Genomic DNA, 24,784 nt, shown 5'->3' on the forward strand with positions numbered 1-24,784 from the left:
ACCCTTTATCAACACATTTGAATAAAGGAGACTGAACTTATGGTTACTACATATCTTTTATTTATCGTTGCCTACTTACTTGGCTCGATCCCATTTGCACTAGTCGTTGGAAAGATTGGTTATGGAATTGACATTCGTGAGCATGGAAGCGGTAATTTGGGCGGGACAAATACATTCCGCACACTAGGGAAAAAAGCAGGTTTTATCGTTACAATTGCTGACATTTTAAAAGGTACATTAGCAACGAGTCTACCGATTATTTTCGGGTTAGAAGTTCATCCACTATGGTTCGGATTAGCAGCTGTCCTTGGACATGTGTATCCGATTTTCGCGAAATTCCGTGGTGGTAAAGCAGTTGCAACTTCTGCTGGCGTGCTTTTATGCTACTCACCAGTTGTTTTTGCAATATTAGCTGTTGTCTTTTTTAGCCTTTTATTTACAACAAGATACGTATCACTTTCTTCTATGGTAACAGCTGTCGTTGCCGTTATCGCATCAATTGTTAGCGGGGATAAAATCTTCATTATTGCGATGTGTTTATTAGCAGGTATGGTTATTTATAAACACCGTGCAAATATTGGACGAATTATAAATAAAACTGAACCGAAAGCAAACTTTTCAAAAAAGCAAAAATAAGATCGTAACCCACATAACGCAAAAAGAAAACGTGAAGCATATTAATAGCGTCTTTTTGCGTTATTTTTTATACTAAAGAAAAAGCAACATAATTTGGAGGAACTATACATGAATCTTTCCGTAACAAAAGAAGCAGCACAATGGTATAAAAACGAATTAAACTTACAATCGGGTGAAACACTTCGCCTTTTCGTACAATACGGCGGTTGCAGTACTGTGCAAAAAGGACTTTCTTTAGGTATTCGTAAAGATGATCCTGCACATCCTGCTGTGCAAACTCAAGAAGAAGGTATTAACTTCTTTATTGAAGGCGATGATGAGTGGTTCTTCGATGGACATAATTTATCTGTTACATTTAACGACGGTGATGATTTCCCGCAATTTAATTATGAAAAATAAAAAAAACGTGGCATCTGCCACGCTTTTTTATTTTTTCTTAATTTCCTCATATTTCGCATACCACTCTGGATATAACTTTTTAAATGATACAGGCCTGAAACCTTCTTTTTTCGCACAAATATTTGTCGTACTTGCAGTAATACAAAGTTCACCTTCACCATTATATATTTCATAACCATATACAACGCGAAGCGGGCTCACAGTGTCCACCCACGTTTTCACAATTGCTTTTTCACCGTAACGCATCGCTTTACGATATGAAATTTGCAAATCTAACACAGGAGAAATAATTCCCTCTTTCTCCATTTCAACATATGAAAATCCTAAATCTTGTATAAGTTTCGTGCGACCTAGTTCAAGCCACACCAAATAGTTTGAATGGTAAACAACACCCATTTGATCTGTTTCCGCATAACGGATTTCAACTTCATGTTCTGCTACAAACATATGTATTCGCCTTCTTTCACTTCTGCTACCTTGCATACATTTAATCATAATACAGTGACATCAAAAATAAAATAAAAACAGTGAATCTTTTACCGAAAGGAGCAAGCATATGATTCAAATTGTAACTGTTCGTAGCGGTGATAGCGTATTTAGCTTGGCATCAAAGTATGGATCAACACCTGACGAGATAGTAAAAGACAATGGATTAAATCCAGCTGAAACACTCGTCGTTGGTCAGGCACTGATCGTTAATACGAAAGGGAATAATTATTATGTGCAGCCTGGCGATAGCCTATATCGAATCTCTCAGACATATAACGTTCCTCTCGCTAGTTTAGCTAAAGTGAATAACTTATCTTTAAAATCCATTCTCCATGTTGGACAGCAATTATATATACCGAAAGGGACAAAACGAGCGGTAGAATCCATCGCTTATTTACAACCTTCAACAATACCCATCAAAGAAAGTTTAGTTAATGCTACACGTGCTATCAACCCATTTTTAACGTATTTAGCCTACTTTAGTTTTGAAGCCAAAAGAGATGGTACATTAAAAGAACCAACCGAAACAGCTAAAATCGCTAATATTGCAACGCAAGGCAACACTATCCCTATGCTTGTTATTACAAATATTGAAAATGGAAATTTCAGTGCCGATCTGACATCAGTTATTTTACGGGACGCAACAATCCAAAACAAATTTATTACAAACATTTTGCAAACTGCTGAGAAGTACGGTATGCGAGACATTCATTTTGATTTCGAGAGTGTGGCACCTGAAGATCGCGAAGCGTATAATCGTTTTTTACGAAATGTAAAAACACGATTACCTAATGGATACACGCTAAGCACAACGCTTGTACCGAAAACAAGTTCAAATCAAAAGGGAAAATTTTTCGAAGCTCACGATTATAAAGCACAAGGACAAATTGTTGATTTCGTCGTCATTATGACATATGACTGGGGATGGCAAGGTGGGCCACCGATGGCGATTTCTCCTATCGGCCCTGTAAAAGAAGTACTTCAATATGCAAAATCTCAAATGCCCCCACAAAAAATTATGATGGGGCAAAATTTATATGGTTTCGATTGGAAACTTCCATTTAAAGAAGGAAATCCACCGGCAAAAGCAATTAGCTCTATTGCAGCTGTTGCACTAGCTCGTAAATACAATGTTCCTATTCGCTATGACTTCACTGCTCAAGCTCCTCATTTTAATTATTTCGATGAAAATGGTGTGCAACACGAAGTTTGGTTTGAAGATTCACGTTCTGTTCAAAGTAAGTTTAATTTAATGAAAGAACAAGGTATAGGCGGTATTAGCTACTGGAAGATAGGTTTACCATTCCCGCAAAATTGGCGTTTACTCGTTGAAAACTTTACGATTACAAAAAAGGGCTGACATAAGTCAGCCCTTTTTTACTATTAAAAACCCGTCACAAAAAGAAGAATGATAATATTCTCCCTTTTTAACCGTTATCAACAATCGGTTGTTTGCCCGTTTGGTCTTGCATCTGCTTTCCTTTATTGCCACCAGCTTTTTTTGATTGTGTTCCAATATGATTCGGTGCAAAGTCTTTTGAATTCTTTTTCGGATTACCCATTACTATCGCCTCCTTAACACTAGTATCGTACTAGTGTTAAGAATTATTCAGCTTGCTTAAAAAGTTGCATTTCATAACGTTTTTCAATACGCTCTTCAATGCGATCGATTGCATCACGATCACTTAATAATTGTTGTTTATTTTCTTTCACAAGTTCGTCAAATGATTTACGGCGACTTCTTCTCATGCTGTTCACCCTCTCTCCTTCGCATTCTTACTATACATAGTATGAGCAAATGAAAAACTCTTTAATCAGATTTGTAAGAAAATTTTATGTTTTAGTACTCCTAAAAAAACTCCGTGTACAACTTCTTGTACACGGAGTTTTTTATACCATTATATTTAAATATTCTTTTAGCTTTTCATCTGCATTCATTTCACTTTGTTTATACTCACTTAGCGCTTGCAGTACAAAATCATACTGTCCTAAAATATAACTTTCTAATTTCAGGACATCCTCTAAGCTATTAAGCATAATTCTCGTATTACCAACTTCACTTTTTAACGCCGGTTCACAATTTAAACTCGTACATATTTCTTTCACATCATCTTCTAATATCTCTGTTAATACGTATTTCTTTCGCCCTTTTACTTTTATTCTCATAACTGGATAAAAAGCTTTTATATCTAAATAACTTCCTACATTCATGCAACGAACCCATTTGATATCACGTTTATTGCGTACAAGTATCTTTTTTACTGCCTCATATACTGCTGTTTCATCAAGTACTTCCGTATTCGATTTTCTTTTTTCCCCTTCTTCAATAGATGCACATTTTTGATAAACAGCTGCACAAGTAATACAATCATCAAATGCATTATGAGAACTTAAACGAATTCCAAGCATTCGCTTTAACGTTTCAAGTTTATGATTAGGCGCGTGCTTCATATATTTCTTTGCTAAAAACACAGTATCAATCACTTTATTTTGAGGTTCCGGTAAACCAAGCATACTTACATTACTTTTCAAAAAACGCATATCAAAAGATGCATTATGAGCGACAATTACATTTGTATGTAAAAATGCTAAAAATAAAGGTAGTACTTCTTCAATTGTCGGTGCGTCTGAAACACGATAATTTGTAATACCTGTTAAACTCGTTATGCGGTCCGGAATTGGACGCTCTGGATTCACATAAGAAACAAATTGATCTACTAATTCATGATTACGATATTTCACTGCTGCGACTTGAATAATTTTATCATTATAAGGGTTAAATCCTGTTGTTTCAAAGTCAATTACAACATAATCTAACGGTAAGGATACATTCCCCACTCCAAATACACTCCTTTATCTCTCAACGTATATTTCTTTTATCATATCACGAAGCTTTCACTACTTGAAAAAGAAAAGGCAGAAATGATTATATTCCATCTCTACCTTTTCACTATTATTTTAATTTAGCAATCCGTTTCTCCATCTCTTTTTGCGTCATCGGTCCAATAAACTTATCTTGAATGACACCTTTTGTATCTATAAAATACGAAGTTGGGATCGTAATTACTTTGTAGGCTGTTGTCACATCAATATTCTTGTCCAATAAAATAGGAAAAGTAATTCCTTTTTCCTTAGCAAAATTACTTACCTTTTCTACCCCCCCACCTTTTTCTGAAGGTGTATAATTTATCGCTAAAATTTCTACGTTTTCTTTATGTTCTTTATAGAAAGCCTCCATATCCGGCATTTCTTGTTGGCAAGGTCCACACCACGTTGCCCAAAAGTTTAAAATCACTTTCTTTCCTTTTAAATCTGATAGCTTTACATTCGTTCCATCTAACTTCGTTAATTCAAAGTCTGGCGCACTCTTCCCTATTTCAATACCATTACTTGCAATCATCTCTTTCATAGCAGCTTCACTTTGTTCTTGCTCCCCTTGTACCACCCGATCGTTTTTACCAAACTGTTCATAAGCTGCATATCCCGCTAAACAAAGTAACACTACAATAATCGTAAGCTTCCGCCACATTTTATATCACCCTAACGTGTTTGTCTTCTAACATATTCACCCAAATACTATATACCTTATTTTAGCTTACACGGACAAGTTTGGAAATATTCACAGTCTAAATAATTAGAATATTCTTATTTAAAGTGTATTTTTTTCCTTTTTATCATATAATTAGAAACACAAATAAAGTGTTGTTTATCTTCTTATGGGCCCATTCACCTTTTTACTTCCGTAGTTATATAAACTTCAATAAAAGGGGGATTTTTTATGAATTCATTCGAAAAAATAACATTATATATTCTTAGTTTTCTTTTATACCCAATCGGTATTATTACATGGATCATTTCACTCTTTAGTAACGATCTTGAAAAAAAGAAAGTAGGGCGTATTTGTCTTTACATCGCTCTAGTCTCATTCGTCCTTTTCTTAATCCTTGGAATTGCAACTTTCCTTACGACTGCTATTTTTAACGTAGATCTAAATCATTCAGAATCTATCCAATATCAAATAAATGATGTTGAATAAAGATAAGGGCACTGCTCTTATCTTTATTCACATCTCTTTCAAAATGAATGACTATTTATTAATTTTTCAGGACTTCCACACGCAACAATACTTCCTTCTTTCATGATGACAACGCGATCTGCTAGTATTACTTTTTCTACATCATGTGTCGCTACAATTCTCGTGACCTCTCTTCCTAGTCCTTCTATCATATTCCAAACACATTCTTGATTGCTCGGATCTAATCCCGCGGTCGGTTCATCTAAAATAATAAGATGAGGATTTGAAACAATTGCTCGCAATAATGCAAGACGCTTTCTTTCTCCTCCCGAAAACTCTTCACCGCTTTTATGTAGTACAGTTTGAATTCCTTCAGGTAACCCCCTAACAATCGGCGTTACATTTACAAGTCCAGCATTTTTTTCTAACTCGTTTTCTCCCCCCTCTTCCTCGAAATATATATTCTCTTTTACTGTCGTCCGAAAAAAACGAGGTTCTTGCCACACTGTAGTCATTCGAGCCTTTTGACCATAATAAACAACGCTACCGTTAGATGGTTTATACAAACCTGTCATTAATTTTAAAAGCGTTGTTTTTCCTGCACCACTTTCTCCGACAATGATAACGAATTCACCAGGATTAATTTTCAAATCAATATTATTAATTCTACATTTCTCTTCTTCACTCTCCTGAAATGAAACATTTGTTATTATCATCCCCATCGCTCTTTCTACATTACTATTTGCCACTCGTTTATCTAAAAAGAAAAAAACTCTACTTGCCGAAGCGACTGCAACTTGTGTCATTATTAATAAATCGCCCACATAACGGACAGGGAAAAAGAGCATCTCAATTGTGGCTAACACTGCAACGAGTGAACCAACTTCTATTTCTCCCCTCATTATTTTTTGTACACCTATAATGAGAACAACGATATATGCTCCTGTTTCAATGACCGTTCCAACTACTCCAATGCAATGTTGCATCATCGTCTTCTTTACTTCTGTTTTATACGATTGTGCTGTTACTCTCTTAAATAAGCGAATGGCCCATTTTTCTTTTTGCAAACTACGCAAATCTTGTACTCCTTTTACAAACTGTGACACCATCTCTACGACACTTGACTGATTTTTTTGAGCAATGCTTGCGATATTTCTTACCTTTTCCCCAAACAACATCGGAACCGTTGCACTTAAAAATAAAAACGGAGTTATCCACAATATGAACTGTATATCTATATGTTGTAGTGCTATGAACGCACCTATAAATTGCGCAATGGCGTGTATATATTCTATTAATATAGAAGCATATAATCTGACCCAGTTTGGAATATCAGACACGACTAACGTTTCTAGCTCTCCTTGTTTGATTTTCTCACTCTCTTCAAACGGTAATAGAAAAAAATGGCGCAATACATCTATACGCTTCTCTCGTAATATTCGCTGACTTGCTTTTGAGCTTACATAATCGAATGAAAGATTGTTTATCCACATCATAAAGCGGCTACCCGCAAACAATGCGATGTACAAATACGCACCTTTTAATTCCCGTTGAATAAGGTTATCTACAATTAGCCCCATAAATAGTGGACGGGATAAATTTAAAATAGCTGCAAAAAAACCACTGCATACAGCTGCTATTACTAATATTTTTTCTTTCTGTAACGGTAACAATATTCTTTTATATTCTTTCATGACGTTTCCTCCATTTTTTATAGTAAAAAGAAAGGGATGAAACCAAATGGTTTCATCCCTTTTCATAAAATAAGGAAGCTAACAGTTGTTAGCTTCCTTATCGTTCATTTCAATTATTTAGTTCGACACTTTAGACTCTTCGATTTTCTCACGAAGAACCATTTGCAGAATACCACCGTGACGGTAGTAGTCAATTTCAACTTCACTATCGAAACGAGCTACTACTTCAAATTGTTTTTCATTGCCATCTGCATCAGTTGCAACTACTTTTACAAGATCGCGTGGTCTAACTGTTTTGTCGATTTGAATTTCAAATGACTCGTTACCAACAAGACCTAATGTTTCAGCGCTTTCGCCATCTTTAAATTGTAGTGGTAATACGCCCATTAATACTAAGTTACTACGGTGGATACGCTCGAAGCTTTCTGCGATTACTGCTTTAATACCTAATAAGTTTGTACCTTTAGCAGCCCAGTCACGAGAACTTCCCATACCGTAATCTTTACCTGCAACAACTAGAAGGCCTGTGCCATCTTCTTTATATTTCATAGCAGCATCATAGATTGATGTTACTTCACCAGTTGGCCAATATGTTGTATATCCACCTTCTGTTCCTGGTGCGATTTGGTTTTTAATACGAATGTTCGCGAATGTACCACGCATCATAACTTCATGGTTACCACGACGAGAACCGTAAGAGTTAAAGTCAACTGGTTGTACGCCGTTCTCTAATAAGTAACGTCCAGCTGGTGTGTGCTTACCGATTGAACCTGCTGGTGAAATATGGTCTGTCGTTACAGAATCACCAAATTTACCAACTACGCGTAAGCCTGATAACGTTTCAACTTCACCTGGCTCTTTAGATAATCCTTCAAAGAACGGTGGGTTTTGAATGTATGTTGAATCATTATCCCAAGTATATAAAGCTTCGTTTGAAGTTTGGATTTCATTCCAACGCTCATTGCTGTTAAATACTTGTGCATATTCTTTCTTGAACAGTTCAGATGTAACAACGTTTTGAACTACATCTTCAATTTCTTTAGCTGATGGCCAAATATCGTTGAAGTAAACAGCTTTGCCATTTGCATCTTTACCGATTTCATCATTTTTCAGGTCAATATCAACAGTACCTGCAAGTGCATATGCCACAACAAGTGGTGGTGATGCTAAATAGTTTGCTTTTACAAGCGGGTGAATACGACCTTCAAAGTTACGGTTACCAGATAAAACAGATGTTACTAATAAATCGTTTGCTGCGATTGCTTCTTCTAATTCCTCTGCTAGTGGACCAGAGTTACCGATACAAGTCGTACAGCCGTAACCAACTGTTTGGAAACCTAATTGATCTAAATATGTTGTTAAACCTGATTTATCTAAGTACTCAGTAACAACTTTAGATCCTGGTGCTAATGATGTTTTTACGTACTCAGGTACTACAAGCCCTTTTTCAATTGCTTTCTTCGCAACTAGTCCTGCCCCAATTAATACGTATGGGTTTGATGTATTTGTACAGCTTGTAATTGCAGCGATTGCAATTGCACCTGTTTTCATCGTTACTTCTTTATCTTCTAATGTAACCTTCACTTCTTTATCGAACTCTTGCTCATTAAATCCAAGTCCTTGTGTTCCAACTGGTGCTACAACAGCTTTGTGGAACGCATCTTTCATATCTGAAAGTGGAATTAAATCTTGTGGGCGTTTTGGTCCAGAAAGGTTAGATTCAATTGTATTTAAATCAATTTCAACAAGATCAGTGTAAATTGGATCTTTGCTGTCTGCTGTATAGAATAAGCCGTTCGCTTTACAATATTCTTCAACAACGCGAATTTGTTCTTCATCTCTACCTGTTAAACGTAAGTATTCTAATGAAATATCGTCAATTGGGAAGAATCCACAAGTTGCACCGTATTCTGGTGCCATGTTTGAAATTGTTGCACGGTCAGCTAAAGGCATGCTCTTTAGTCCATTACCGAAGAACTCAACAAATTTACCAACTACACCTTTTTGACGTAATACTTGTGTTACTTTTAATGCAACGTCAGTTGCTGTAGTACCACTTGGAAGTGTACCAGTTAATTTCACACCGATTACTTCAGGTACTGGGAAGTATGAAGGCTGTCCTAGCATTCCTGCTTCTGCTTCAATACCACCAACGCCCCATCCAAGAACGCCGATACCGTTAATCATTGTTGTATGTGAGTCTGTTCCAACTAATGAATCTGGGTATGCAACTAAGTCACCTTCAGCATTTTTCACAGCATGAACGACTGGTGCTAAATATTCAAGGTTTACTTGGTGTACAATACCTGTAGCTGGTGGAACTGCACGATAGTTATCAAATGATTTTTGTGCCCAGCTTAAAAATTTATAACGTTCTTCATTACGTTTAAACTCTAAGTCCATGTTGAATGCAAGCGCGTCTGCCGTACCCGCTCTATCAACCTGTACAGAGTGGTCAATTACAAGGTCTACAGTAATTTCTGGATTAATTTTATCAGGATCCCCACCCATGTCTGCCATTGCTTTACGAAGCGAAGCCAAATCTACAACAGCTGGAACACCAGTGAAATCTTGTAAAATTACACGAGATGGTTTAAATGGAACATCGATATCTTGCACATCTTTCGTTCCCCATTTCGCTAAATTTGTAACATGCTCTTCTGTAATTACACGTCCATCTACTTGACGAAGTACTGATTCAAGTAAAACTTTCACGGAATATGGTAATTGAGATACGTTGCCAACCCCTGCGTTTTCAAGCGCTTTCAAATCATAATAATGATACGTTTTTCCATCTACTTCAAAAGTTGCACGTGATTGAAATGGATTATGTTTGACCATTATGTTTCCCCCCTGTTAAACGTGACTAAGTTGTCTGAATATAAAATGTAGACAAACTTTTCAATACCTTACGATAATATCTTATTACAACTTTCTAAATAAGTAAATAATAAGAAACTTATAGATTATCATAAGTTTTCTTTATGTTTCTAAATTTGAATAGCTTTCATGCTCCTTATGAATACTATTACCATAAAGTAAAGTGCTTTATTAGCGGTTTACTTACAGTTCATACATACTATGAACTGCTCATCATTCAACATACAAAAAATATTATAGAGGTGAAATAAAATGGGTAAACGAAAAGCAAATCATACTATTTCAGGAATGAATGCTGCATCCGCACAAGGACAAGGTGCTGGTTATAACGAAGAGTTTGCAAATGAGAATTTAACTCCTGCAGAGCGACAAAATAATAAGAAACGCAAAAAGAACCAGTAACAAAAAATCCCAAAAGGAACATTCACCTTTTGGGATTTTTTCTAATGTTTATAACGTAACAATTCCGAAACCGTTACAAATCGATAGCCCTGCTTTTTCAGTTCAGGTAAAATTTTTGCTAGCGCTGCTACTGTTTGACTACGATTATTTCCCCCATCATGTAACAATACAATATCGCCACTTTTAGCATTTTTCACTACATGATTTACAATGGATTCAACCCCTGGATTTGCCCAATCACGTGGATCTTGATGCCACGACCATAGAACAGTTTGATAACCAGCTTCTTTAGCTGTTTTAAATACAGCATCGTTAATATATCCGCCAGGTGGACGGAATAGCAAAGGTTCTTTCACCCATTTTTTAAAATATTTCTTTCCATCTAAAATATCATTTTCTAATTTTTCATCCGATGAATTACTCGCATATAAATGATTCATCGTATGATTTCCAATTTCATGTCCCTCTTTTAACACTTGTTTCACTAAATATGGATTACGCTGAACTCGAAATCCAATCATAAAAAATGTCGCTTCTGCTTTATATTGACGTAATAAATTTAAAATTTGTGGTGTATAAGTTGGATCTGGTCCATCATCAAATGTAATGGCAATAACCTTTTCATTATTAGGTACTTCCCATGTTACATAGCCAGTTGGTTCTAGCTCTTTTCTGAGCAACATTTTCGCTTCCACTTTTTCAACTTGAAATATATGTACTGCGCATAGTAAAGAAAAAACGAATAGAAAAATTTTCTGTTTTAACATAACATTCATTAAAGTAATAAGGTTGTCGAATACACAACAACCTCATTTACTTTTCTAATTGATCTACATGCTGCATAATATTTTGAAGATTATTTTCGTATTGTTCAAGTTGTGGGCGTTGTGTTTCCGAAGCTACTTCTAGTGCATTTTGAATCTGTTCATACGCTTCCTGAACCTCTTGGCGTAACTCTTTTAAATCATGACCGTAGTTTGGATCATTTTTCACAATGTTGTTAAATGCATTTTCTGCTTGTGTAACACCTTGCTGCGCTGCTTGAAACGCTTGTTGTTTATCTTTATGATATGGCATTATACAATCCCCTTTCCATAATAGTTAGTCCCATTTATCTTTACCTTTTTTTCTAAAAACATTCTCGTATAATTTTGCAAACTTCTCTCATTCTAAAGAGAAAGAGGAGGTGTCACATACAATGGGAAAAAACAATCGTGAAGCGAAAGAAAAAAAAGGACAACCTGAACCATTAAGCGGATCTCATAAAGTAAAAAACCGTAACCATTCACGCCAAAAAAATCATGCACATCATGATATGTAAAACAAAAGGCTCACACTAGCCGCCTTTTCCACATACAATGTTTATATTTTCCCATTTATTCTTCACCTCTACTTCATTCATGCATAACATAGTATGAATTGAGATTTTACGGAGGGTGTCTTACATGGGCAAGAAAAAGAAGGATTGTCTTTTTCATGTTGATGGTTTCGAAGAATGGATGGATCAATTTTGTTCTGATTCTTGTAGTAACTTTAGTTTCCCAAATCAAATTCATATTGATCTTTGCGAAACTGAACAAGAGTACATCTTGGAAACAGATGTACCGAATGTATCTGAACAAAATGTAGTCATTAAAAAGCTGGAGACAGGCCTAAACATTTGCATACTTCATAAAAATATTTCTTTACAGCGGATCATTCCTTTACCCGCTACTATTATTTATAAGAAGATGCTAGCCTGCTTAGAGAATGGTTTTTTAGCCATTCATATTTCCAAAAACGAAATAGCTGATAAACATGAAAAGCAAGTTCTTTTTTCAAATTAGGAGTTAATATAATACAAACATAAGCCCCAGTTAATAACTGGGGCTTATGTTATTTCGCATGTACTTCCATATTAGAATTTCCATCATATCTTTTTTTCAATAAACCTTTCGTAACTAACAGAACTGGAAACGCTACAGTTGAAAATATAGCTAGCGCTGAAAATACTACAAATCCATTTTGGTACCCGTAATAATCGAGAAGTACTCCCCCAAACCATGGACCTATTACTGCTCCAATCCCCGAAAACCCCATCGCTCCAAAATATGTCCCTTTTAAATGTGGAACAGCTATATCATCTATAAATACATCCGTCATTGAAAACATGAGAACTTCTCCAATTGTAAAAATAATTGTACAAATGGCAGCACCTAGCATAGATTCTACTATTCCAAATCCAAATAATCCCCCGCTCACAAATAAAGTTCCCAGCATAATGGATACTAACGGTGTATACTTTTTACACATTTGAATAACAGGGTATTGAATTACGACTACAACAATCGCATTTAAAGCTAACATATATGAAAATAATTTCACTCCATCCTGGAATATATGTGCATTTGCAAAATATTGTGATACTGTCGTCGTTAAGTGAGAAAAACCACAATTACTCAAAATAATACCAACTAACGCAACTAAAAATACAACATCCTTTCGCAAAATGCGAATTGCATTTAACATTGTGACAGGCTTTTCTATATTTACTTTCTTTTTTTCAATTGGATACTTCTTAAATTGGAATGCTAATATAGCTGTATATAGAATATATACTCCCGCTGCTACTAGAAAAGGAATTGTAGATTTTGCGCTTCCGATTTGTAATCCGACAAGTGGCCCAATCGCTACTCCAACATTGATTGCACCGTAACGCAAATTATATACGAGTAAACGATACTCTGGTTTCGTTAAATCTGATAATAATGCTCTTGACGTCGGTTCAAAAAAGGACCTACATAATCCATTCAAAGCATTTAATAAAAAGAAACTTAAAACATGATCTGCAAGTGAAAATCCTATGAATACAAACACCCAAACGATCATGGACCATATTAGAATCATATTTCGACCGAATCGATCAGATAAATTCCCTCCGATAAAACTGGCAAACACTCCAACAAGTGCACTCGTTCCAATAATAGCACCCGTCATTCCAGCTGATACGCCTTTAACAGTCGTTAAATAAATCGCTAAAAAAGGAATACTCATTGACGTGGCGAACCTCGCAAATAAAGTCCCTATTATAATTGTCATTCCTAACGGATGAATATTTTGTAACTTCCCCTTCATCTTAAAAACCTACTCTCCCTGTTATCACATAAAAAAAAGAAAGCAAAGGATCTGCTTTCTTTTCCCTTTTTATACTTGAGCTGTTGATACTCGAGTTGTTCTCGTTATATCCATATCTATGCCATATGTAAACTGTAATTCTTTACAAACATCTTTAATTAAAATTGCAACATTATACTTTTCATTAAATTGTAAAACGATGTTTTCTACTTCTTCATATGTATACTTATATTCCCCTGTAATAACACTTTTTAGATCAAAGCATTCATTTATACAAAGTTGCACAAGTAACTGGTCATATTTCTCGATTACATCTTCTTTCTTCCACATTACCTCTTTTACATATAACCGATCAAACTTCACACTTTCACGGTTACAATCCGTTAAAATCCGGGTCATTTCGTTTAATTCTCGATACAATTCAGAAATATTTTTGCTTAAACTAAGCAGTTTATCTACGCCGTTTTCATACAACATATTCATTCCACCCCCGCATTTTCTTTTTCTTATTATAGCAAGAAAATTCTAAAAATGGTTTCTTTCTTCTGAAATATTAGGAAACTAATTTCAATTGCTTTACAATGAAACTAGTTAATACGAGAGGAGAAAGAAAATTGGAGCACAAATTATATTACACTGACGCTTATAAGCAAGACTTTACTACTAAAGTTATAAAGCAAGATTATGATAAAGACGGTAACTTATACGTTGTTTTAAATGAAACGGCATTTTATCCAACAGGTGGCGGGCAGCCCCATGATACTGGAACTTTAAATGGCATTACTGTATTTGGTGTTGAAGAAGTCAACGAAGAAATCCGCCACTTCATTACAGAACAATTACATACAGAAGAAGTAGAAGGTAAAATCAATTGGGATCGCCGTTTTGATCATATGCAACAACATGCGGCTCAGCATATTTTATCTGCTTCTTTTTGGGATCATTTTAACATACCTACGATTGGATTCCATCTTGGTAGAGAAACGGTAACAATCGATTTAGAAACAGAAAATCTGCATACAGAAACAGTTGAAAAAGCAGTACAAATTGCAAACAATATAGTTTTTGAAAACCATCCAATCCGTATAGAGTGGGTGGACTTAGAAGAAGCGAAAACATTACCTCTTCGTAAAGAACCGAATATGACAGAAAATATACGCGTTGTTATGATCGAAAACTTTGATTATAACGGCTGCGGCGGAACACACCCGAAACGTACTGGTGAAGTAGGTCCTATTCAAGCTCTTAGCTGGGAACGCAATAAAGGTAGCATACGACTAACGTTTATCGCTGGCTGGCGCACACTTAAATTAATAGGGCAACAACAACAAATTATGAAGGATGTTTCCAAACAATTAAACAGTAGCGAGAGTGATATTCCAGCAAAAGTAGCACAACTGCTTACTTCTCAAAAAGAAAACGAAAAAACAATACAAACAATGAATGAAAAATTATTATATGCAGAGGCAAATGAACTACTTCAACAGCCTGCCGAAATACATGCTAGCATACTTATTTCTAAAGTGTTTACAAATCGTTCTATGCAAGAAATCTCAAAACTATCCGCTATTATTACAGAACAACAAGAACATGCCATTACATATTTCATTATTGAAAACGAGGACAAATTACAATGTATTCTTGCTTGCGGAAAAACGGTCACGCTTGATATGAATGCTCTTTTAAAAGATGCACTTCCTGCCATTGAAGGAAAAGGTGGCGGGAATAAAAAAAGTGCTCGTGGTGGCGGGAAAGCGATTATGACTGGGGATGAGTTTTTAAATCAACTTGTTTCTTCTTTACAGTCAGCAGTGTAAAACATGTTATGAAGGATAGCGAACGGCTATCCTTCCACTATATTTACAGACCTATATTTTGTTTCAAACCTTGATAACTTCCTGCATTTACAAAACCTTCACTTATAAGATTGATAAAAGTTTCCGAAAAACCATAATGACTTAAATCTTTAATTGGCACCATTTGCACATCATGAATCGGATTATGATCAAACTCGTTAGAAGGTAGCATAATTTCACCTTCAATCCTTTTAAGCAAAAACGTTATATGCAATAAAGACGGGCGAGCATCTGGTTTATCACAAACATAGAGTAGCTTCTGAATGTTAACTTCTAACCCTGTCTCTTCTCTCATTTCTCGAATCATTGCTTCCTCTAACGTTTCGCCATTCTCTGCTCTTCCTCCAGGTAAAGACCAATTTCGATTAGCAACTTTTGCTTTACTAGCAATACCTTTTCATCTTCAATTAAAATTCCTGTAACACGAACTTGCATTACATTTTCCATATGCAATCTCCTCTTCCCATTATATTTACAAATTAATCCTTCCATAAAAAGAACGTACGTTTTATAATTGAAGAAAATTATGGAAGAAAGAAGTTGTTACATTTATGCGTCCACCTCTAACAAAGTCTATATCACTTGAAGATTTCCAAAACTATTATTGGTTAAAAGAAGAACTTCAAATATTTTGTCGTGAACATGATTTGCCAGCTAGCGGCTCTAAGATTGAAATAACCGAGCGTATCTCACATTATTTACATACTGGTAAAATATTAAAAAACAGCTCTGGTCAAAAGGTGAGTAAAGCTTCCCTCTCTTATAAAGACCTTTCTCTTCAAACGATTATTACTAAAAATCACCGCTGTAGCGAAGATGTTCGTGCCTTTTTCAAAGAAAAAATCGGAGCAAACTTCCGCTTTACAGTAGCTCTTCAAAAGTTTTTTAAAGAGAATGTTGGAAAAACATATGAAGATGCGATAACGTTTTGGTATGAAGAAAACGAACGAAAAAAAGATCCTACTTATAAAACAACTATCAGCTCGCAGTTTGAATACAATCGCTTTACTCGCGACTTTTTCGAAGATCCAAATAACAAAGGGAAATCAAAAGCTGATGCAATCGCCGCTTGGAATGAAATAAAAGCAAAGCCTGGTAGCAACGCTTATATTCCTCAAAGAGTAGAAAACTAGTTCCTTTCTAGTCTTCTACTTTCTCAAATAATAAAGCAAGCCCTATTCCGCCCCCAATTCCTAACGTCGCAATTCCGTATTTCATATGCTCTCTTTGCGCCTGATAAAACAAGCGCGTTACAAGCATAGCTCCAGATGCACCGTACGGATGACCGAGTGCAATTGCACCACCATTTACATTTAATTTCTCGTACGGAATTTGTAACACCTTTGCACAAGCTACAACTTTTGAAGCAAATGCTTCATTTATTTCAAAATAATCAATGTCCTCTACCTTTACATTCATTTCGTTTAATAATTTATTCACCGCAAATATCGGACCAGTCCCCGGAAGATTTGGATCCACTCCAACTACAGCACTATGAACGAAACGAAGTACAGGCTTGTATCCTAATTTTCGGGCTTGCCCCTCTTCCATTACAAGAACCGCACATGCCCCATCATTTACACCACATGAATTCCCTGCCGTTACTGTACCATTTTGTAAAAATGCAGGTTTTGTTCTTTTAATCATTCGTTCATAATTCATTTCTAGCTTTATAGATTCATCTACTAATCCATTAAAAGACAATATTTCATCATGTATATATCCTTTTTCTAATACTTGCAGTGTTCGTTTATAACTGAGGCAAGCATACTCGTCTTGCATTTCTCTCGTGATGTTATAACGTTCTGCAACATATTCAGCCGCTACTCCCATATCAGGATCACCTATTGTTTCTGGTGAAAATCGTGCTCTATTTTGAAAAAGTGACGTACTTGTACTCTCTACTCCTCCTGCAATATAACAATTACCTGCTCCGCCTTGAATAAAATGACATGCGGTGCGAATCGCTTCCAATCCGGCACCACATTGCCGGTCAATCGTTACACCAGAGATATGATAACCAAGTCCTGCCTCTAACGCAGATAATCTCGCAACATTCCCTCCTGGTCCAACAACATTCCCTAATATAACATCGTCTATTTCTCTCTCAATTCCTTTACTTAAAAATGTGAGAAGCGGCACTGATAGTTGCTGAACTTCATAGTCTTTTAACATCCCATTCTTCTTACCAATAGGTGTCCTTTTTGCTTCTACAATAACCGCTCTATTCATATATCTTCTCCCGGTTTTCAATCATATTTTTTGCTGCAATACGAGCGATTTTCCCGCTGTCTGTATACGGTATTTCATCTACAAAATGCCATTCTTTCGGTATTTTAAACGAGGATAATCGTTGTAAGCAAAAACTTATTAATTGTTGCCTCGTAGCACTTCCTTTTACGATGGCCACAGGTTTTTCACCCCAATAACTATCTTTCACACCAACTACAACTATTTCATCAACAGCTGGATGTTCATGTAATACACTTTCTATTTCTTCTGGAAAAATATTAATTCCTCCAAATAAAATCATATTCTTCTCTCTACCGACAATATAAATAAAGCCTTCTTCATCTTCATAACCTACATCTCGCACTGTCATCCAGCCATCTGCAGTCAACTCTGGAACTAAAACCTTATCCAATATGTAGCCCATAAAAAACTGATCACTGTTCACATAAACAGTTCCTATCTCGCCTTTCGGTACTTCTTCTCCTGCTTCATTACATATTCGCACTTGCACATTGTGACAAGGTTTCCCTACTGAATTTGGCTTTCTTTCGCTCTCTTCGTCAACTAATGCTGTTACAAAACTTAGTTCTGATGCACCGTAAAATTCGTATTTTTTTGCAACAGGGAATATATGCTTTACTTTTCCTTTCGCTTCAGCTTCCCATTTCGCTCCTGACGAAATAATTTTCATGTCATTTTCTATTACTCTTTTTTCTTTATATAAAGATTCTAGCATTGTCGGAACTGTATACATGACCGAAATATGTTCCATTTCTAACTTGTCCAACACTTGTTTTGGAATAAACTTCCTCATAATATGCACCGTTTGCCCTACATATAATGCGCTTATTGCGCCGTATAAAAAAAGAGAATGAACGAGTGTCCCAGCTATTAAAATAGAATCTTCTTCTTTCATATGAAAATCATGTATATTGCAATCGAAACTATGAACCCACGATTGTTGTGCACGTAAAAATGCTTTTGCCTTCCCAGTCGATCCTGATGTAAATCCCATATAAAACGGAGCATTTTGTACACTTTCTACAGGATTATATGTAGGAAGATAGTTCTCTATCATTCTTTTCCACTCATCAATTTCAATTACTCTTCCTTCTTCATTCGGTAGATCATTTACCTTATATCGCTCTGTCACAATCACATCCGGATTACTAATTGCAATTCTGTCTTTGAGCTCATCCTGTTTCCACTTTATATCTAATGGTACACAAACCCATCCGGCCATAGCAGCACCAGCGAATAGTTGTAAAAACTCTATACGATTTTCTAATACAATTACTATCGTTTTATTCTTCGATTCTATTTCATTCAACCAGCTTGCTACTTTACACACTGACTCAAACCACTCTTTATATGTTAAAACTCGATCATTTTCCTTTATCGCTATTTTATTTGGTTGTAAAGAGGCATGCTTTTTATATTCTTTTGTAATCCCCATTTGAGACGTCCTTTCTTTACAAAATAATAAAAAGAAACACGTAATGAACGTGTTTCTTCTCTTTCTTATCCCGCATTTGTATATTTCCCACTCTTTAGAGCAGGTGTAATAATATGTTTCAATGAACGATGTAATTTCGTTATAAGAATTGCTGCTATAATCGCTTTTATGCAATCACCTGGTAAAAATGCGATACTTACTTTCATGGTCTGCCATATAGAAATATCCATTACGAAAGCTTGTACAGTAATACCAAATACATAAACTACGAAAATACCACCAATTAAATTAATGCATAATACTTTTATAATAGAAACTTCACGTAAACGCTCAATTAAATAACCAATGACAAACGCTCCAACAATATAACCAAGTAAATATCCTGCACTTGGCCCAACAAATACACCAAAGCCACCGCGTCCACCAGCAAGTAATGGTGCTCCAACTCCTACAATAAGTAAGAAAATAAGCTGACTTATTGCACCAAGACGTGATCCTAACAATCCACCAGCAAGCATAACACCAAGTGATTGTAATGTAATTGGAACTGGTGTAATAGAAAGAGCAATTGGAGGAATTAACCCTAACACTCCCATAATAGAACTAAATAAAGCGACGAAAACTAAGTTTTTTGTATTCATATTTGCTTCTCCCATTTGTAAACTTAAAATGTTTTTTAGATAACATATTACAGGAGTTATATTATCTTTCCGCCTATCATTTTGTCAACCTGTTTTTTAAATCAGTTTACAAATATAAATTCAATTATTTCTCTTTATGCAAATGCTCAAGTTCTTTCCGAAGCGCCTGTTTTAAAAACTTCCCAACAGATGTTTTCGGTATTTCTTCCATAAATACAATATCGTCTGGTAACCACCACTTCGCAAACTGTGGTTTTAAAAACTCATATATCTCTTCTTTCGTTACTGTACTATTCTTCTTTTGAACGACGCAAGCAACTGGGCGCTCTTGCCACTGCGGATGAGGAACGGCCACGACAGCCGCTTCAAATATAGCATCATGTGCCATTAAAGCATTTTCAAGGTCAACTGAAGAAATCCACTCTCCTCCGCTTTTAATCACATCTTTCGTACGGTCAACAATCTTTACGCAACCTTCCTCATCCACTGTTACAACATCTCCTGTATATAACCACCCATCTCGAAACCCTTCGACAGTACGTTCATCGTTATAATAACTTTCAGCGATCCACGGCGCTCGTAAACATAGTTCTCCCATCTCCGTACCATCCCACTTCACTTCACCATTTGTACCGACTACTTTCATCTCTACACCAGGGACAAGATACCCTTGCTTTGATCTAATTTCTAATTGCTCTTCATACGATAATTCTGTTTCATAACTTTTTAAACGTGCAAGTGTTACGAGTGGGCTTGTTTCGGTCATACCATATGCATGGATGAAAGGAACATTGTGTTTCTGTTCAAATGCTTTAATAACACTTTTCGGTGCGGCTGCACCACCACATAGTATTCTCGTCATACTAGATAAATCATAACTATTATTTTCTAACTCTTGTAATACACCGAGCCAAATTGTCGGCACACCGGCAGCTAACGTCACTTTTTCAGATTGGATCATTTCTAATAAAATTTTCGGCGTAAACATCGGTCCTGGAAGAACTTGTTTTGATCCAAACCAAGTAGCAGCGAAAGGAAGTCCCCAAGCATTCACATGGAACATCGGTACAATTGCCATCGCCGCATCACTTTCCGATAAAGCAGCTGTATCCGCTAAACCGAGTGCCATGCAATGCAGCACAGTACTACGATGCGTATATACAACACCTTTTGGATTTCCTGTAGTCGCTGACGTATAACACATACCAGCAGGTGTATTTTCATCAATATCTTTTACAAATTGGAAATTTGGATCGCCTTCTTCTAATAGCTTTTCATAATGATATACAGGTTCTAGCGTAGTATTTGGAAGTTCATCTTTATCAGTCATAATAATGTAAGCTTGTACAGTTGATAATTCAGATTGAATTTTTTCAACGAGCGGTACGAGATCTTCATCAATAAGTAGAATTCGATCTTCTGCGTGCTGAATAATGTATGAAATATGTTGAGGAGATAAACGAATATTAATTGTGTGTAAAACGGAAGCAATACCAGGAATAGCAAAATATGCTTCCACATGTCGATGATGATTCCACGCTAACGTTCCTATACGCTCGCCTTCTTTAATTCCTAATTTTTTTAACGCACTGGAAAGCCTTCTCGTCCTTTCACCTAACTGCTTATACGTTAACGTCGTAATTGTATCATGTGTCCGTGAAACAATTTCTTTCTTTGAAAACAGTTTTTCTGCTCTTTCCATCATAGAACTAATTGTTAGCGGTATATTCATCATCATATTGGTTATATCCCCCTTTAAAGCGTTTTCATTTTCGTTTATTATAACAGACTTCTACAAATAATCACGACATTTTTCTGTATTTTCTGAATTATTCCTTTGGAAATAATTCAGAAAATACTAAGAGAAAACACATTAAAACTCCTTCTTACGATATATAAATACCGAAATAACAAAAGAAAAGATATATATGATAACGCCAAATATTGTATATAGAATTGAAACGTATACAGATAAATTTAAATTTGATATTGGAAATTGTTCTATTAGATAGCCAATTACACTTTGTAATCCAAAATAAGTTACAAGTCCCCCGCATGCGCCTCCAATCGTAATAGCATCAGATTTTTCTGCTCCAAAAATATAGAGGAGTGGATAGGCTATTGCTCCGGCATTAAGGATGATGAACGTCCCTAAAGAAACACTCTTAAATATATCATCAATTGGCGTATCTGAAACTGAAGCATGTACGTAAAATATGCTATACGATAATAAAGTACCAATAATTACAACTATAAAATAGAAAAGGTAGTGACTTTGCACAATGTTATTTCTAGTAACCGGTAAAGTAAGTACATATTTTTCATAACCCGACTTACTCTCATACTTAATAACTTCAAGTGCAGGAATTGCAGCAAATAAGATAATGAATGTAGCAATTAAACGGTACATTGAAGCATTACCAAAATAAAAAACAAATCCCGATCCTAATATCGCTATTCCCATGAACATAAAGAAAGTTCGATACACTAGATAATAGTTCGTCAATAATAAACCTCTCATTTATTTTTCACTCCTCGTTATTAAGACACTCATTTCTTCTATCGAGGTGGTTCTATGAGCAATACCACTTGGTAATTTATGCACATCTGATACGAGTACATTGAAATAAGAACCATGGTCTCTCTTTGCCACAACTATATCTTTGTTGATTAAAGCTAGTTGTTCCACGTCAACATCTACAATGGCGTAACTGTCTAAAACCTTATCTTTTTCTTCGTTCAATAAAATTTCTCCATCTTTTATAATGATAAGGTGGCTAGCTACTTTTTCTACATCACTCATAATATGAGAAGAAAGTAATATACCACCGTTACTTTTACTCACAAAACTTTTTAATTCCTCTAACACACCCTCCCTAGATGAAGGATCAAGACCTCCCGTTGCCTCATCTAGGATTAATAATCTGGCATTATGCGACAGTGCAACAGCTATAGTTAGTTTCATTGACATCCCACGCGAGAATTTACCTACTTTCTCATTAGTAGGTAAAGAGAAAGTATTTACTAATCTATAAAAATTATCTTGGTCCCAAGATTCAAACATCTTTTCAAAAACCTTATTTAGTTGCTTTATTGTAAGATGAGCCGGTAGATTCATAGCATCAAATACGACTCCTATCTTTTCCTTAATCTTGGCATCTTTATTTATATTTTCTTCACCGAATATTTTTACTGTACCGCTATCTTTAGAAATTAATTGTAATACTGTTTTAAAGGTGGTTGATTTCCCAGCCCCATTGTCACCAATGAATCCAACAATTGATCCAGACGGCACATTGAAGGAAACATCTCTTAAAACAACTTTGTTTCCAAATGATTTACTCAAGTTTTTAATTTCTAGAAGATTTGACATCATTACACTCCTATCTTAACTTTTCATAAAAGTATGTTTTCTCCTATTAAAAATTATCCACTTTTTCTCTCACTTTCTTTTTCAATTTGAAAATAAAACGATTACTGTACTCTTTATTTTCTACTAAAATTCGATACATCTCCCACACTCCTACAACACGAACAAAAAGATAAACTCCAATAGCAATAAGTACAACACAGTAAGGGTAATACTGCACTAATTCCCCTGAAGTGATATGTTTTTTCTCAAACAAAAACGGTATCGCTCCTGCGGCTATAAAACAAAATCCAACAATCATCACTGCCGCATACTTCTTCTTAATAGTCGCATATCTTTTTGTCAATTCTTTTAGAAAATTTTGATCAAATAATAGTTCTTCCTTTGTCAATACATTGTATCGACTCTCTTCTATCGTTACAGGTACCATCATCGCTCCAATTCCAAGGACAGCAATGATAATAACAAGAAATGTCGACATTGTTGCACTTTCCTTAAATAGTAAATACGGTATTGTCGATAAAATGAGCAAGCTAAATCCTAACGCGATATATTTAGAAATTTTTTGTCCATACACTATATACCCTTCTGCCATTTCCTTACTTACGTAATAGCCATCCACATTTTCATTACTTTGCTCAGCTGTTTCTTTTAATAAATAGTCGAGTGATACTTCAAATACATTCCCAATCATTATTAACTTTTCAGTTTCAGGAAAACCTTGAGCGTTTTCCCATTTACTAACCGCTTGCCTTGTCGTGTTTAATTTCTCAGCTAATGCTTCTTGAGAAAGGCCCTTTTCCTTTCTTAATTTAAAAAGCTTTTCACCAAATCCCATATGTGTGTCCCCCTTTGTTTTCTTAACTAAATTGTATGTAAGCATTGCCCTTATCTCTATCTTTCTGCGGTTGCACTTTGTCAACTTACGGTTGCGATTGTGTTATATAGCGGTTTTATATACGATTTAGCTATTTTCCTTATATGATTGTGACGTTAATAAAACAAACTCTCCTAATAACCAATTATAACAATTATAGGTAATGATTGTTATAAAAAACCAAAAACTCCCTTATTCATTTAAAGGAGTTTTTAATATGAAGCATTCCAAGAGGAGCTGTTTTTTCTTTCTCCTATTACCTCACAATTTCTTCTATATATTTTTATGTGTCATATAACGAACTATGTACAGCATATGTTTTCATCTCTTTATCTGAGGCCTACTCATATATATGTAAAATATTACTCTTATTAACTTCCCTAATAAAACCACTGCTCAAGAATCATAACGGCTTCTGCTTAAACTTTTCGTAATGTCGCACTTTTAATAAAAGAATATTCCCGCAATCTGTACAAATATAAGCATCTACTGGTGAAGATGTGAACATCGTCTCCTTTTTCCGTATTTGTGCATAACCGACAAACTCACCTTCTCCTATATTATGAGAACCACAATTAGAGCATGTCTGCACGTCTTTCTGTTTCATGAGAGCACCACCTTTAATCTGTTTCTACTCCCTTCGACAGTTCACTTCCATTTCCCTTCCAAAAACCTCTTGTTCTCTTACATTTCAACAGGAATCTCAGCACAAACATCGTATAT

At 35.5% G+C, this 24,784-nt stretch carries 28 protein-coding genes and 1 pseudogene; 9 read left to right on the plus strand and 20 right to left on the minus strand.

From position 1 onward, the window contains the following. Positions 1-39 precede the first annotated feature (39 nt). Positions 40-636, plus strand: a complete 597-nt coding sequence (gene plsY / locus ATN06_RS18270; protein WP_060631824.1) for a glycerol-3-phosphate 1-O-acyltransferase PlsY — start codon at positions 40-42, stop codon at positions 634-636. 108 nt (positions 637-744) lie between these two features. Next, positions 745-1,035, plus strand: a complete 291-nt coding sequence (locus tag ATN06_RS18275) for a HesB/YadR/YfhF family protein (protein ID WP_001054449.1) — start codon at positions 745-747, stop codon at positions 1,033-1,035. Between the two features lie 27 nt (positions 1,036-1,062). Here ATN06_RS18275 and ATN06_RS18280 read toward each other — a convergent pair whose 3' ends face one another. Continuing rightward, entirely contained in the window at positions 1,063-1,482 is a 420-nt protein-coding gene (locus ATN06_RS18280; RefSeq protein WP_000495816.1) for an acyl-CoA thioesterase, read from the minus strand. Between the two features lie 109 nt (positions 1,483-1,591). Between ATN06_RS18280 and ATN06_RS18285 the strand changes: the two genes are divergently transcribed. Next, positions 1,592-2,884, plus strand: coding sequence for a glycoside hydrolase family 18 protein (locus ATN06_RS18285; protein ID WP_060631825.1), 1,293 nt, complete (start codon positions 1,592-1,594; stop codon positions 2,882-2,884). A 67-nt stretch (positions 2,885-2,951) separates the two neighbouring features. Here ATN06_RS18285 and sspN read toward each other — a convergent pair whose 3' ends face one another. The 4 genes from sspN to ATN06_RS18305 form a co-directional block, all read right to left on the minus strand. Then, positions 2,952-3,086, minus strand: coding sequence for an acid-soluble spore protein SspN (sspN, locus tag ATN06_RS18290; protein WP_000527987.1), 135 nt, complete (start codon positions 3,084-3,086; stop codon positions 2,952-2,954). A 43-nt stretch (positions 3,087-3,129) separates the two neighbouring features. Then, positions 3,130-3,273, minus strand: coding sequence for an FbpB family small basic protein (locus ATN06_RS18295; protein WP_001254698.1), 144 nt, complete (start codon positions 3,271-3,273; stop codon positions 3,130-3,132). Between the two features lie 141 nt (positions 3,274-3,414). After that, positions 3,415-4,362 (minus strand): 3'-5' exonuclease, encoded by a 948-nt coding sequence (locus ATN06_RS18300; protein WP_060631826.1) that lies wholly within the window; start codon positions 4,360-4,362, stop codon positions 3,415-3,417. A 115-nt stretch (positions 4,363-4,477) separates the two neighbouring features. Continuing rightward, positions 4,478-5,053, minus strand: coding sequence for a TlpA family protein disulfide reductase (locus tag ATN06_RS18305; RefSeq protein ID WP_060631827.1), 576 nt, complete (start codon positions 5,051-5,053; stop codon positions 4,478-4,480). A 249-nt stretch (positions 5,054-5,302) separates the two neighbouring features. Here ATN06_RS18305 and ATN06_RS18310 point away from each other — a divergent pair, with 249 nt between their 5' ends. Further along, positions 5,303-5,560 carry a hypothetical protein gene (locus tag ATN06_RS18310; RefSeq protein ID WP_060631828.1) on the plus strand — a complete coding sequence of 86 codons (258 nt, stop codon included), beginning with the start codon at positions 5,303-5,305 and terminating at the stop codon, positions 5,558-5,560. Between the two features lie 38 nt (positions 5,561-5,598). On the opposite strand, the gene ATN06_RS18315 is transcribed toward ATN06_RS18310, so the two are convergent. Together ATN06_RS18315 and acnA are read right to left on the minus strand one after the other, a co-directional pair. Further along, positions 5,599-7,299 (minus strand): ABC transporter ATP-binding protein, encoded by a 1,701-nt coding sequence (locus ATN06_RS18315; RefSeq protein ID WP_110093253.1) that lies wholly within the window; start codon positions 7,297-7,299, stop codon positions 5,599-5,601. 51 nt (positions 7,300-7,350) lie between these two features. Continuing rightward, positions 7,351-10,074 carry an aconitate hydratase AcnA gene (acnA, locus tag ATN06_RS18320; RefSeq protein ID WP_060631830.1) on the minus strand — a complete coding sequence of 908 codons (2,724 nt, stop codon included), beginning with the start codon at positions 10,072-10,074 and terminating at the stop codon, positions 7,351-7,353. Between the two features lie 291 nt (positions 10,075-10,365). On the opposite strand from acnA, the gene sspO reads away from it, so the two are divergent. Continuing rightward, positions 10,366-10,515: a small acid-soluble spore protein SspO gene (gene sspO / locus ATN06_RS18325; RefSeq protein ID WP_000518052.1), complete on the plus strand. Its 150-nt coding sequence runs from the start codon at positions 10,366-10,368 to the stop codon at positions 10,513-10,515. 41 nt (positions 10,516-10,556) lie between these two features. Here the strand turns inward: sspO and pdaB are convergent, their stop codons facing one another. Both pdaB and ATN06_RS18335 read right to left on the minus strand, forming a co-directional pair. Next, positions 10,557-11,282, minus strand: coding sequence for a polysaccharide deacetylase family sporulation protein PdaB (gene pdaB, locus ATN06_RS18330; RefSeq protein ID WP_110093296.1), 726 nt, complete (start codon positions 11,280-11,282; stop codon positions 10,557-10,559). A 46-nt stretch (positions 11,283-11,328) separates the two neighbouring features. Then, positions 11,329-11,592, minus strand: a complete 264-nt coding sequence (locus ATN06_RS18335; RefSeq protein WP_001146294.1) for a hypothetical protein — start codon at positions 11,590-11,592, stop codon at positions 11,329-11,331. Between the two features lie 121 nt (positions 11,593-11,713). Here ATN06_RS18335 and ATN06_RS18340 point away from each other — a divergent pair, with 121 nt between their 5' ends. Both ATN06_RS18340 and ATN06_RS18345 read left to right on the plus strand, forming a co-directional pair. Next, positions 11,714-11,836 carry a small acid-soluble spore protein P gene (locus tag ATN06_RS18340; RefSeq protein ID WP_000517650.1) on the plus strand — a complete coding sequence of 41 codons (123 nt, stop codon included), beginning with the start codon at positions 11,714-11,716 and terminating at the stop codon, positions 11,834-11,836. A 124-nt stretch (positions 11,837-11,960) separates the two neighbouring features. Continuing rightward, the gene (locus tag ATN06_RS18345) at positions 11,961-12,341 is read left to right on the plus strand and encodes an Hsp20/alpha crystallin family protein (protein ID WP_060631831.1); all 381 of its coding nucleotides are present in this window, start codon (positions 11,961-11,963) and stop codon (positions 12,339-12,341) included. A gap of 49 nt (positions 12,342-12,390) precedes the next feature. Here the strand turns inward: ATN06_RS18345 and ATN06_RS18350 are convergent, their stop codons facing one another. Together ATN06_RS18350 and ATN06_RS18355 are read right to left on the minus strand one after the other, a co-directional pair. Beyond that, complete coding sequence (locus ATN06_RS18350; protein ID WP_060631832.1) at positions 12,391-13,629, minus strand: MDR family MFS transporter; 1,239 nt, start codon at positions 13,627-13,629, stop codon at positions 12,391-12,393. Positions 13,630-13,698: 69 nt separating this feature from the next. Then, a complete protein-coding gene (locus tag ATN06_RS18355; RefSeq protein WP_060631833.1) occupies positions 13,699-14,106 on the minus strand; it encodes a hypothetical protein in 408 nt (135 codons plus the stop codon). A 137-nt stretch (positions 14,107-14,243) separates the two neighbouring features. Between ATN06_RS18355 and ATN06_RS18360 the strand changes: the two genes are divergently transcribed. Continuing rightward, complete coding sequence (locus ATN06_RS18360; RefSeq protein WP_176225742.1) at positions 14,244-15,446, plus strand: alanyl-tRNA editing protein; 1,203 nt, start codon at positions 14,244-14,246, stop codon at positions 15,444-15,446. 43 nt (positions 15,447-15,489) lie between these two features. Here ATN06_RS18360 and ATN06_RS18365 read toward each other — a convergent pair. Beyond that, positions 15,490-15,932 (minus strand): annotated as a pseudogene (locus ATN06_RS18365) (NUDIX hydrolase). 104 nt (positions 15,933-16,036) lie between these two features. On the opposite strand from ATN06_RS18365, the gene ATN06_RS18370 reads away from it, so the two are divergent. Further along, positions 16,037-16,618 (plus strand): DUF6434 domain-containing protein, encoded by a 582-nt coding sequence (locus ATN06_RS18370; protein WP_060631835.1) that lies wholly within the window; start codon positions 16,037-16,039, stop codon positions 16,616-16,618. A 7-nt stretch (positions 16,619-16,625) separates the two neighbouring features. Here ATN06_RS18370 and ATN06_RS18375 read toward each other — a convergent pair whose 3' ends face one another. From ATN06_RS18375 to ATN06_RS18410, 8 genes are all read right to left on the minus strand, one after another. Beyond that, positions 16,626-17,717 carry an acetyl-CoA C-acyltransferase gene (locus tag ATN06_RS18375; protein ID WP_060631836.1) on the minus strand — a complete coding sequence of 364 codons (1,092 nt, stop codon included), beginning with the start codon at positions 17,715-17,717 and terminating at the stop codon, positions 16,626-16,628. Beyond that, a complete protein-coding gene (locus ATN06_RS18380; protein WP_060631837.1) occupies positions 17,710-19,173 on the minus strand; it encodes an acyl-CoA synthetase in 1,464 nt (487 codons plus the stop codon). The genes ATN06_RS18375 and ATN06_RS18380 overlap by 8 nt, the downstream gene beginning before the upstream one ends. A 65-nt stretch (positions 19,174-19,238) precedes the next feature. Then, the gene (locus ATN06_RS18385) at positions 19,239-19,814 is read right to left on the minus strand and encodes a biotin transporter BioY (RefSeq protein WP_060631838.1); all 576 of its coding nucleotides are present in this window, start codon (positions 19,812-19,814) and stop codon (positions 19,239-19,241) included. A gap of 124 nt (positions 19,815-19,938) precedes the next feature. Further along, positions 19,939-21,552, minus strand: a complete 1,614-nt coding sequence (locus ATN06_RS18390) for a long-chain fatty acid--CoA ligase (protein ID WP_060631839.1) — start codon at positions 21,550-21,552, stop codon at positions 19,939-19,941. Between the two features lie 135 nt (positions 21,553-21,687). Continuing rightward, positions 21,688-22,335, minus strand: a complete 648-nt coding sequence (locus ATN06_RS18395; protein WP_060631840.1) for an ABC-2 transporter permease — start codon at positions 22,333-22,335, stop codon at positions 21,688-21,690. Next, on the minus strand, positions 22,336-23,187 hold the full coding sequence (locus tag ATN06_RS18400) for an ABC transporter ATP-binding protein (protein ID WP_060631841.1): 852 nt from the start codon (positions 23,185-23,187) through the stop codon (positions 22,336-22,338). A gap of 46 nt (positions 23,188-23,233) precedes the next feature. Beyond that, on the minus strand, positions 23,234-24,022 hold the full coding sequence (locus ATN06_RS18405; protein ID WP_060631842.1) for a helix-turn-helix domain-containing protein: 789 nt from the start codon (positions 24,020-24,022) through the stop codon (positions 23,234-23,236). Between the two features lie 442 nt (positions 24,023-24,464). Further along, positions 24,465-24,668, minus strand: a complete 204-nt coding sequence (locus tag ATN06_RS18410; protein WP_000810206.1) for a hypothetical protein — start codon at positions 24,666-24,668, stop codon at positions 24,465-24,467. Positions 24,669-24,784: the final 116 nt, after the last annotated feature.

The sequence above is a fragment of the Bacillus thuringiensis genome, assembly GCF_001455345.1.
In the GTDB taxonomy this organism is placed as follows: Bacteria; Bacillota; Bacilli; order Bacillales; family Bacillaceae_G; genus Bacillus_A; species Bacillus_A thuringiensis_N.

Excerpts from the sequence above, each read along its gene's own strand:
- ATN06_RS18335 (WP_001146294.1), bottom strand. The coding sequence starts at position 11,592 with ATGCCATATCATAAAGATAAACAACAAGCGTTTCAAGCAGCGCAGCAA.
- acnA (WP_060631830.1), bottom strand. The coding sequence starts at position 10,074 with ATGGTCAAACATAATCCATTTCAATCACGTGCAACTTTTGAAGTAGAT.
- pdaB (WP_110093296.1), bottom strand. The coding sequence starts at position 11,282 with ATGTTAAAACAGAAAATTTTTCTATTCGTTTTTTCTTTACTATGCGCA.
- sspO (WP_000518052.1), top strand. The coding sequence starts at position 10,366 with ATGGGTAAACGAAAAGCAAATCATACTATTTCAGGAATGAATGCTGCA.
- ATN06_RS18395 (WP_060631840.1), bottom strand. The coding sequence starts at position 22,335 with ATGAGAGGTTTATTATTGACGAACTATTATCTAGTGTATCGAACTTTC.
- ATN06_RS18280 (WP_000495816.1), bottom strand. The coding sequence starts at position 1,482 with ATGTTTGTAGCAGAACATGAAGTTGAAATCCGTTATGCGGAAACAGAT.
- ATN06_RS18385 (WP_060631838.1), bottom strand. The coding sequence starts at position 19,814 with ATGAATACAAAAAACTTAGTTTTCGTCGCTTTATTTAGTTCTATTATG.
- ATN06_RS18310 (WP_060631828.1), top strand. The coding sequence starts at position 5,303 with ATGAATTCATTCGAAAAAATAACATTATATATTCTTAGTTTTCTTTTA.
- ATN06_RS18410 (WP_000810206.1), bottom strand. The coding sequence starts at position 24,668 with ATGAAACAGAAAGACGTGCAGACATGCTCTAATTGTGGTTCTCATAAT.
- ATN06_RS18285 (WP_060631825.1), top strand. The coding sequence starts at position 1,592 with ATGATTCAAATTGTAACTGTTCGTAGCGGTGATAGCGTATTTAGCTTG.
- ATN06_RS18375 (WP_060631836.1), bottom strand. The coding sequence starts at position 17,717 with ATGAATAGAGCGGTTATTGTAGAAGCAAAAAGGACACCTATTGGTAAG.
- ATN06_RS18350 (WP_060631832.1), bottom strand. The coding sequence starts at position 13,629 with ATGAAGGGGAAGTTACAAAATATTCATCCGTTAGGAATGACAATTATA.
- ATN06_RS18340 (WP_000517650.1), top strand. The coding sequence starts at position 11,714 with ATGGGAAAAAACAATCGTGAAGCGAAAGAAAAAAAAGGACAACCTGAA.
- ATN06_RS18345 (WP_060631831.1), top strand. The coding sequence starts at position 11,961 with ATGGGCAAGAAAAAGAAGGATTGTCTTTTTCATGTTGATGGTTTCGAA.
- ATN06_RS18380 (WP_060631837.1), bottom strand. The coding sequence starts at position 19,173 with ATGGGGATTACAAAAGAATATAAAAAGCATGCCTCTTTACAACCAAAT.
- ATN06_RS18275 (WP_001054449.1), top strand. The coding sequence starts at position 745 with ATGAATCTTTCCGTAACAAAAGAAGCAGCACAATGGTATAAAAACGAA.
- ATN06_RS18315 (WP_110093253.1), bottom strand. The coding sequence starts at position 7,299 with ATGAAAAGGGATGAAACCATTTGGTTTCATCCCTTTCTTTTTACTATA.
- sspN (WP_000527987.1), bottom strand. The coding sequence starts at position 3,086 with ATGGGTAATCCGAAAAAGAATTCAAAAGACTTTGCACCGAATCATATT.
- ATN06_RS18405 (WP_060631842.1), bottom strand. The coding sequence starts at position 24,022 with ATGGGATTTGGTGAAAAGCTTTTTAAATTAAGAAAGGAAAAGGGCCTT.
- ATN06_RS18355 (WP_060631833.1), bottom strand. The coding sequence starts at position 14,106 with ATGTTGTATGAAAACGGCGTAGATAAACTGCTTAGTTTAAGCAAAAAT.
- ATN06_RS18305 (WP_060631827.1), bottom strand. The coding sequence starts at position 5,053 with ATGTGGCGGAAGCTTACGATTATTGTAGTGTTACTTTGTTTAGCGGGA.
- ATN06_RS18295 (WP_001254698.1), bottom strand. The coding sequence starts at position 3,273 with ATGAGAAGAAGTCGCCGTAAATCATTTGACGAACTTGTGAAAGAAAAT.
- ATN06_RS18390 (WP_060631839.1), bottom strand. The coding sequence starts at position 21,552 with ATGATGATGAATATACCGCTAACAATTAGTTCTATGATGGAAAGAGCA.
- ATN06_RS18370 (WP_060631835.1), top strand. The coding sequence starts at position 16,037 with ATGCGTCCACCTCTAACAAAGTCTATATCACTTGAAGATTTCCAAAAC.
- plsY (WP_060631824.1), top strand. The coding sequence starts at position 40 with ATGGTTACTACATATCTTTTATTTATCGTTGCCTACTTACTTGGCTCG.
- ATN06_RS18400 (WP_060631841.1), bottom strand. The coding sequence starts at position 23,187 with ATGTCAAATCTTCTAGAAATTAAAAACTTGAGTAAATCATTTGGAAAC.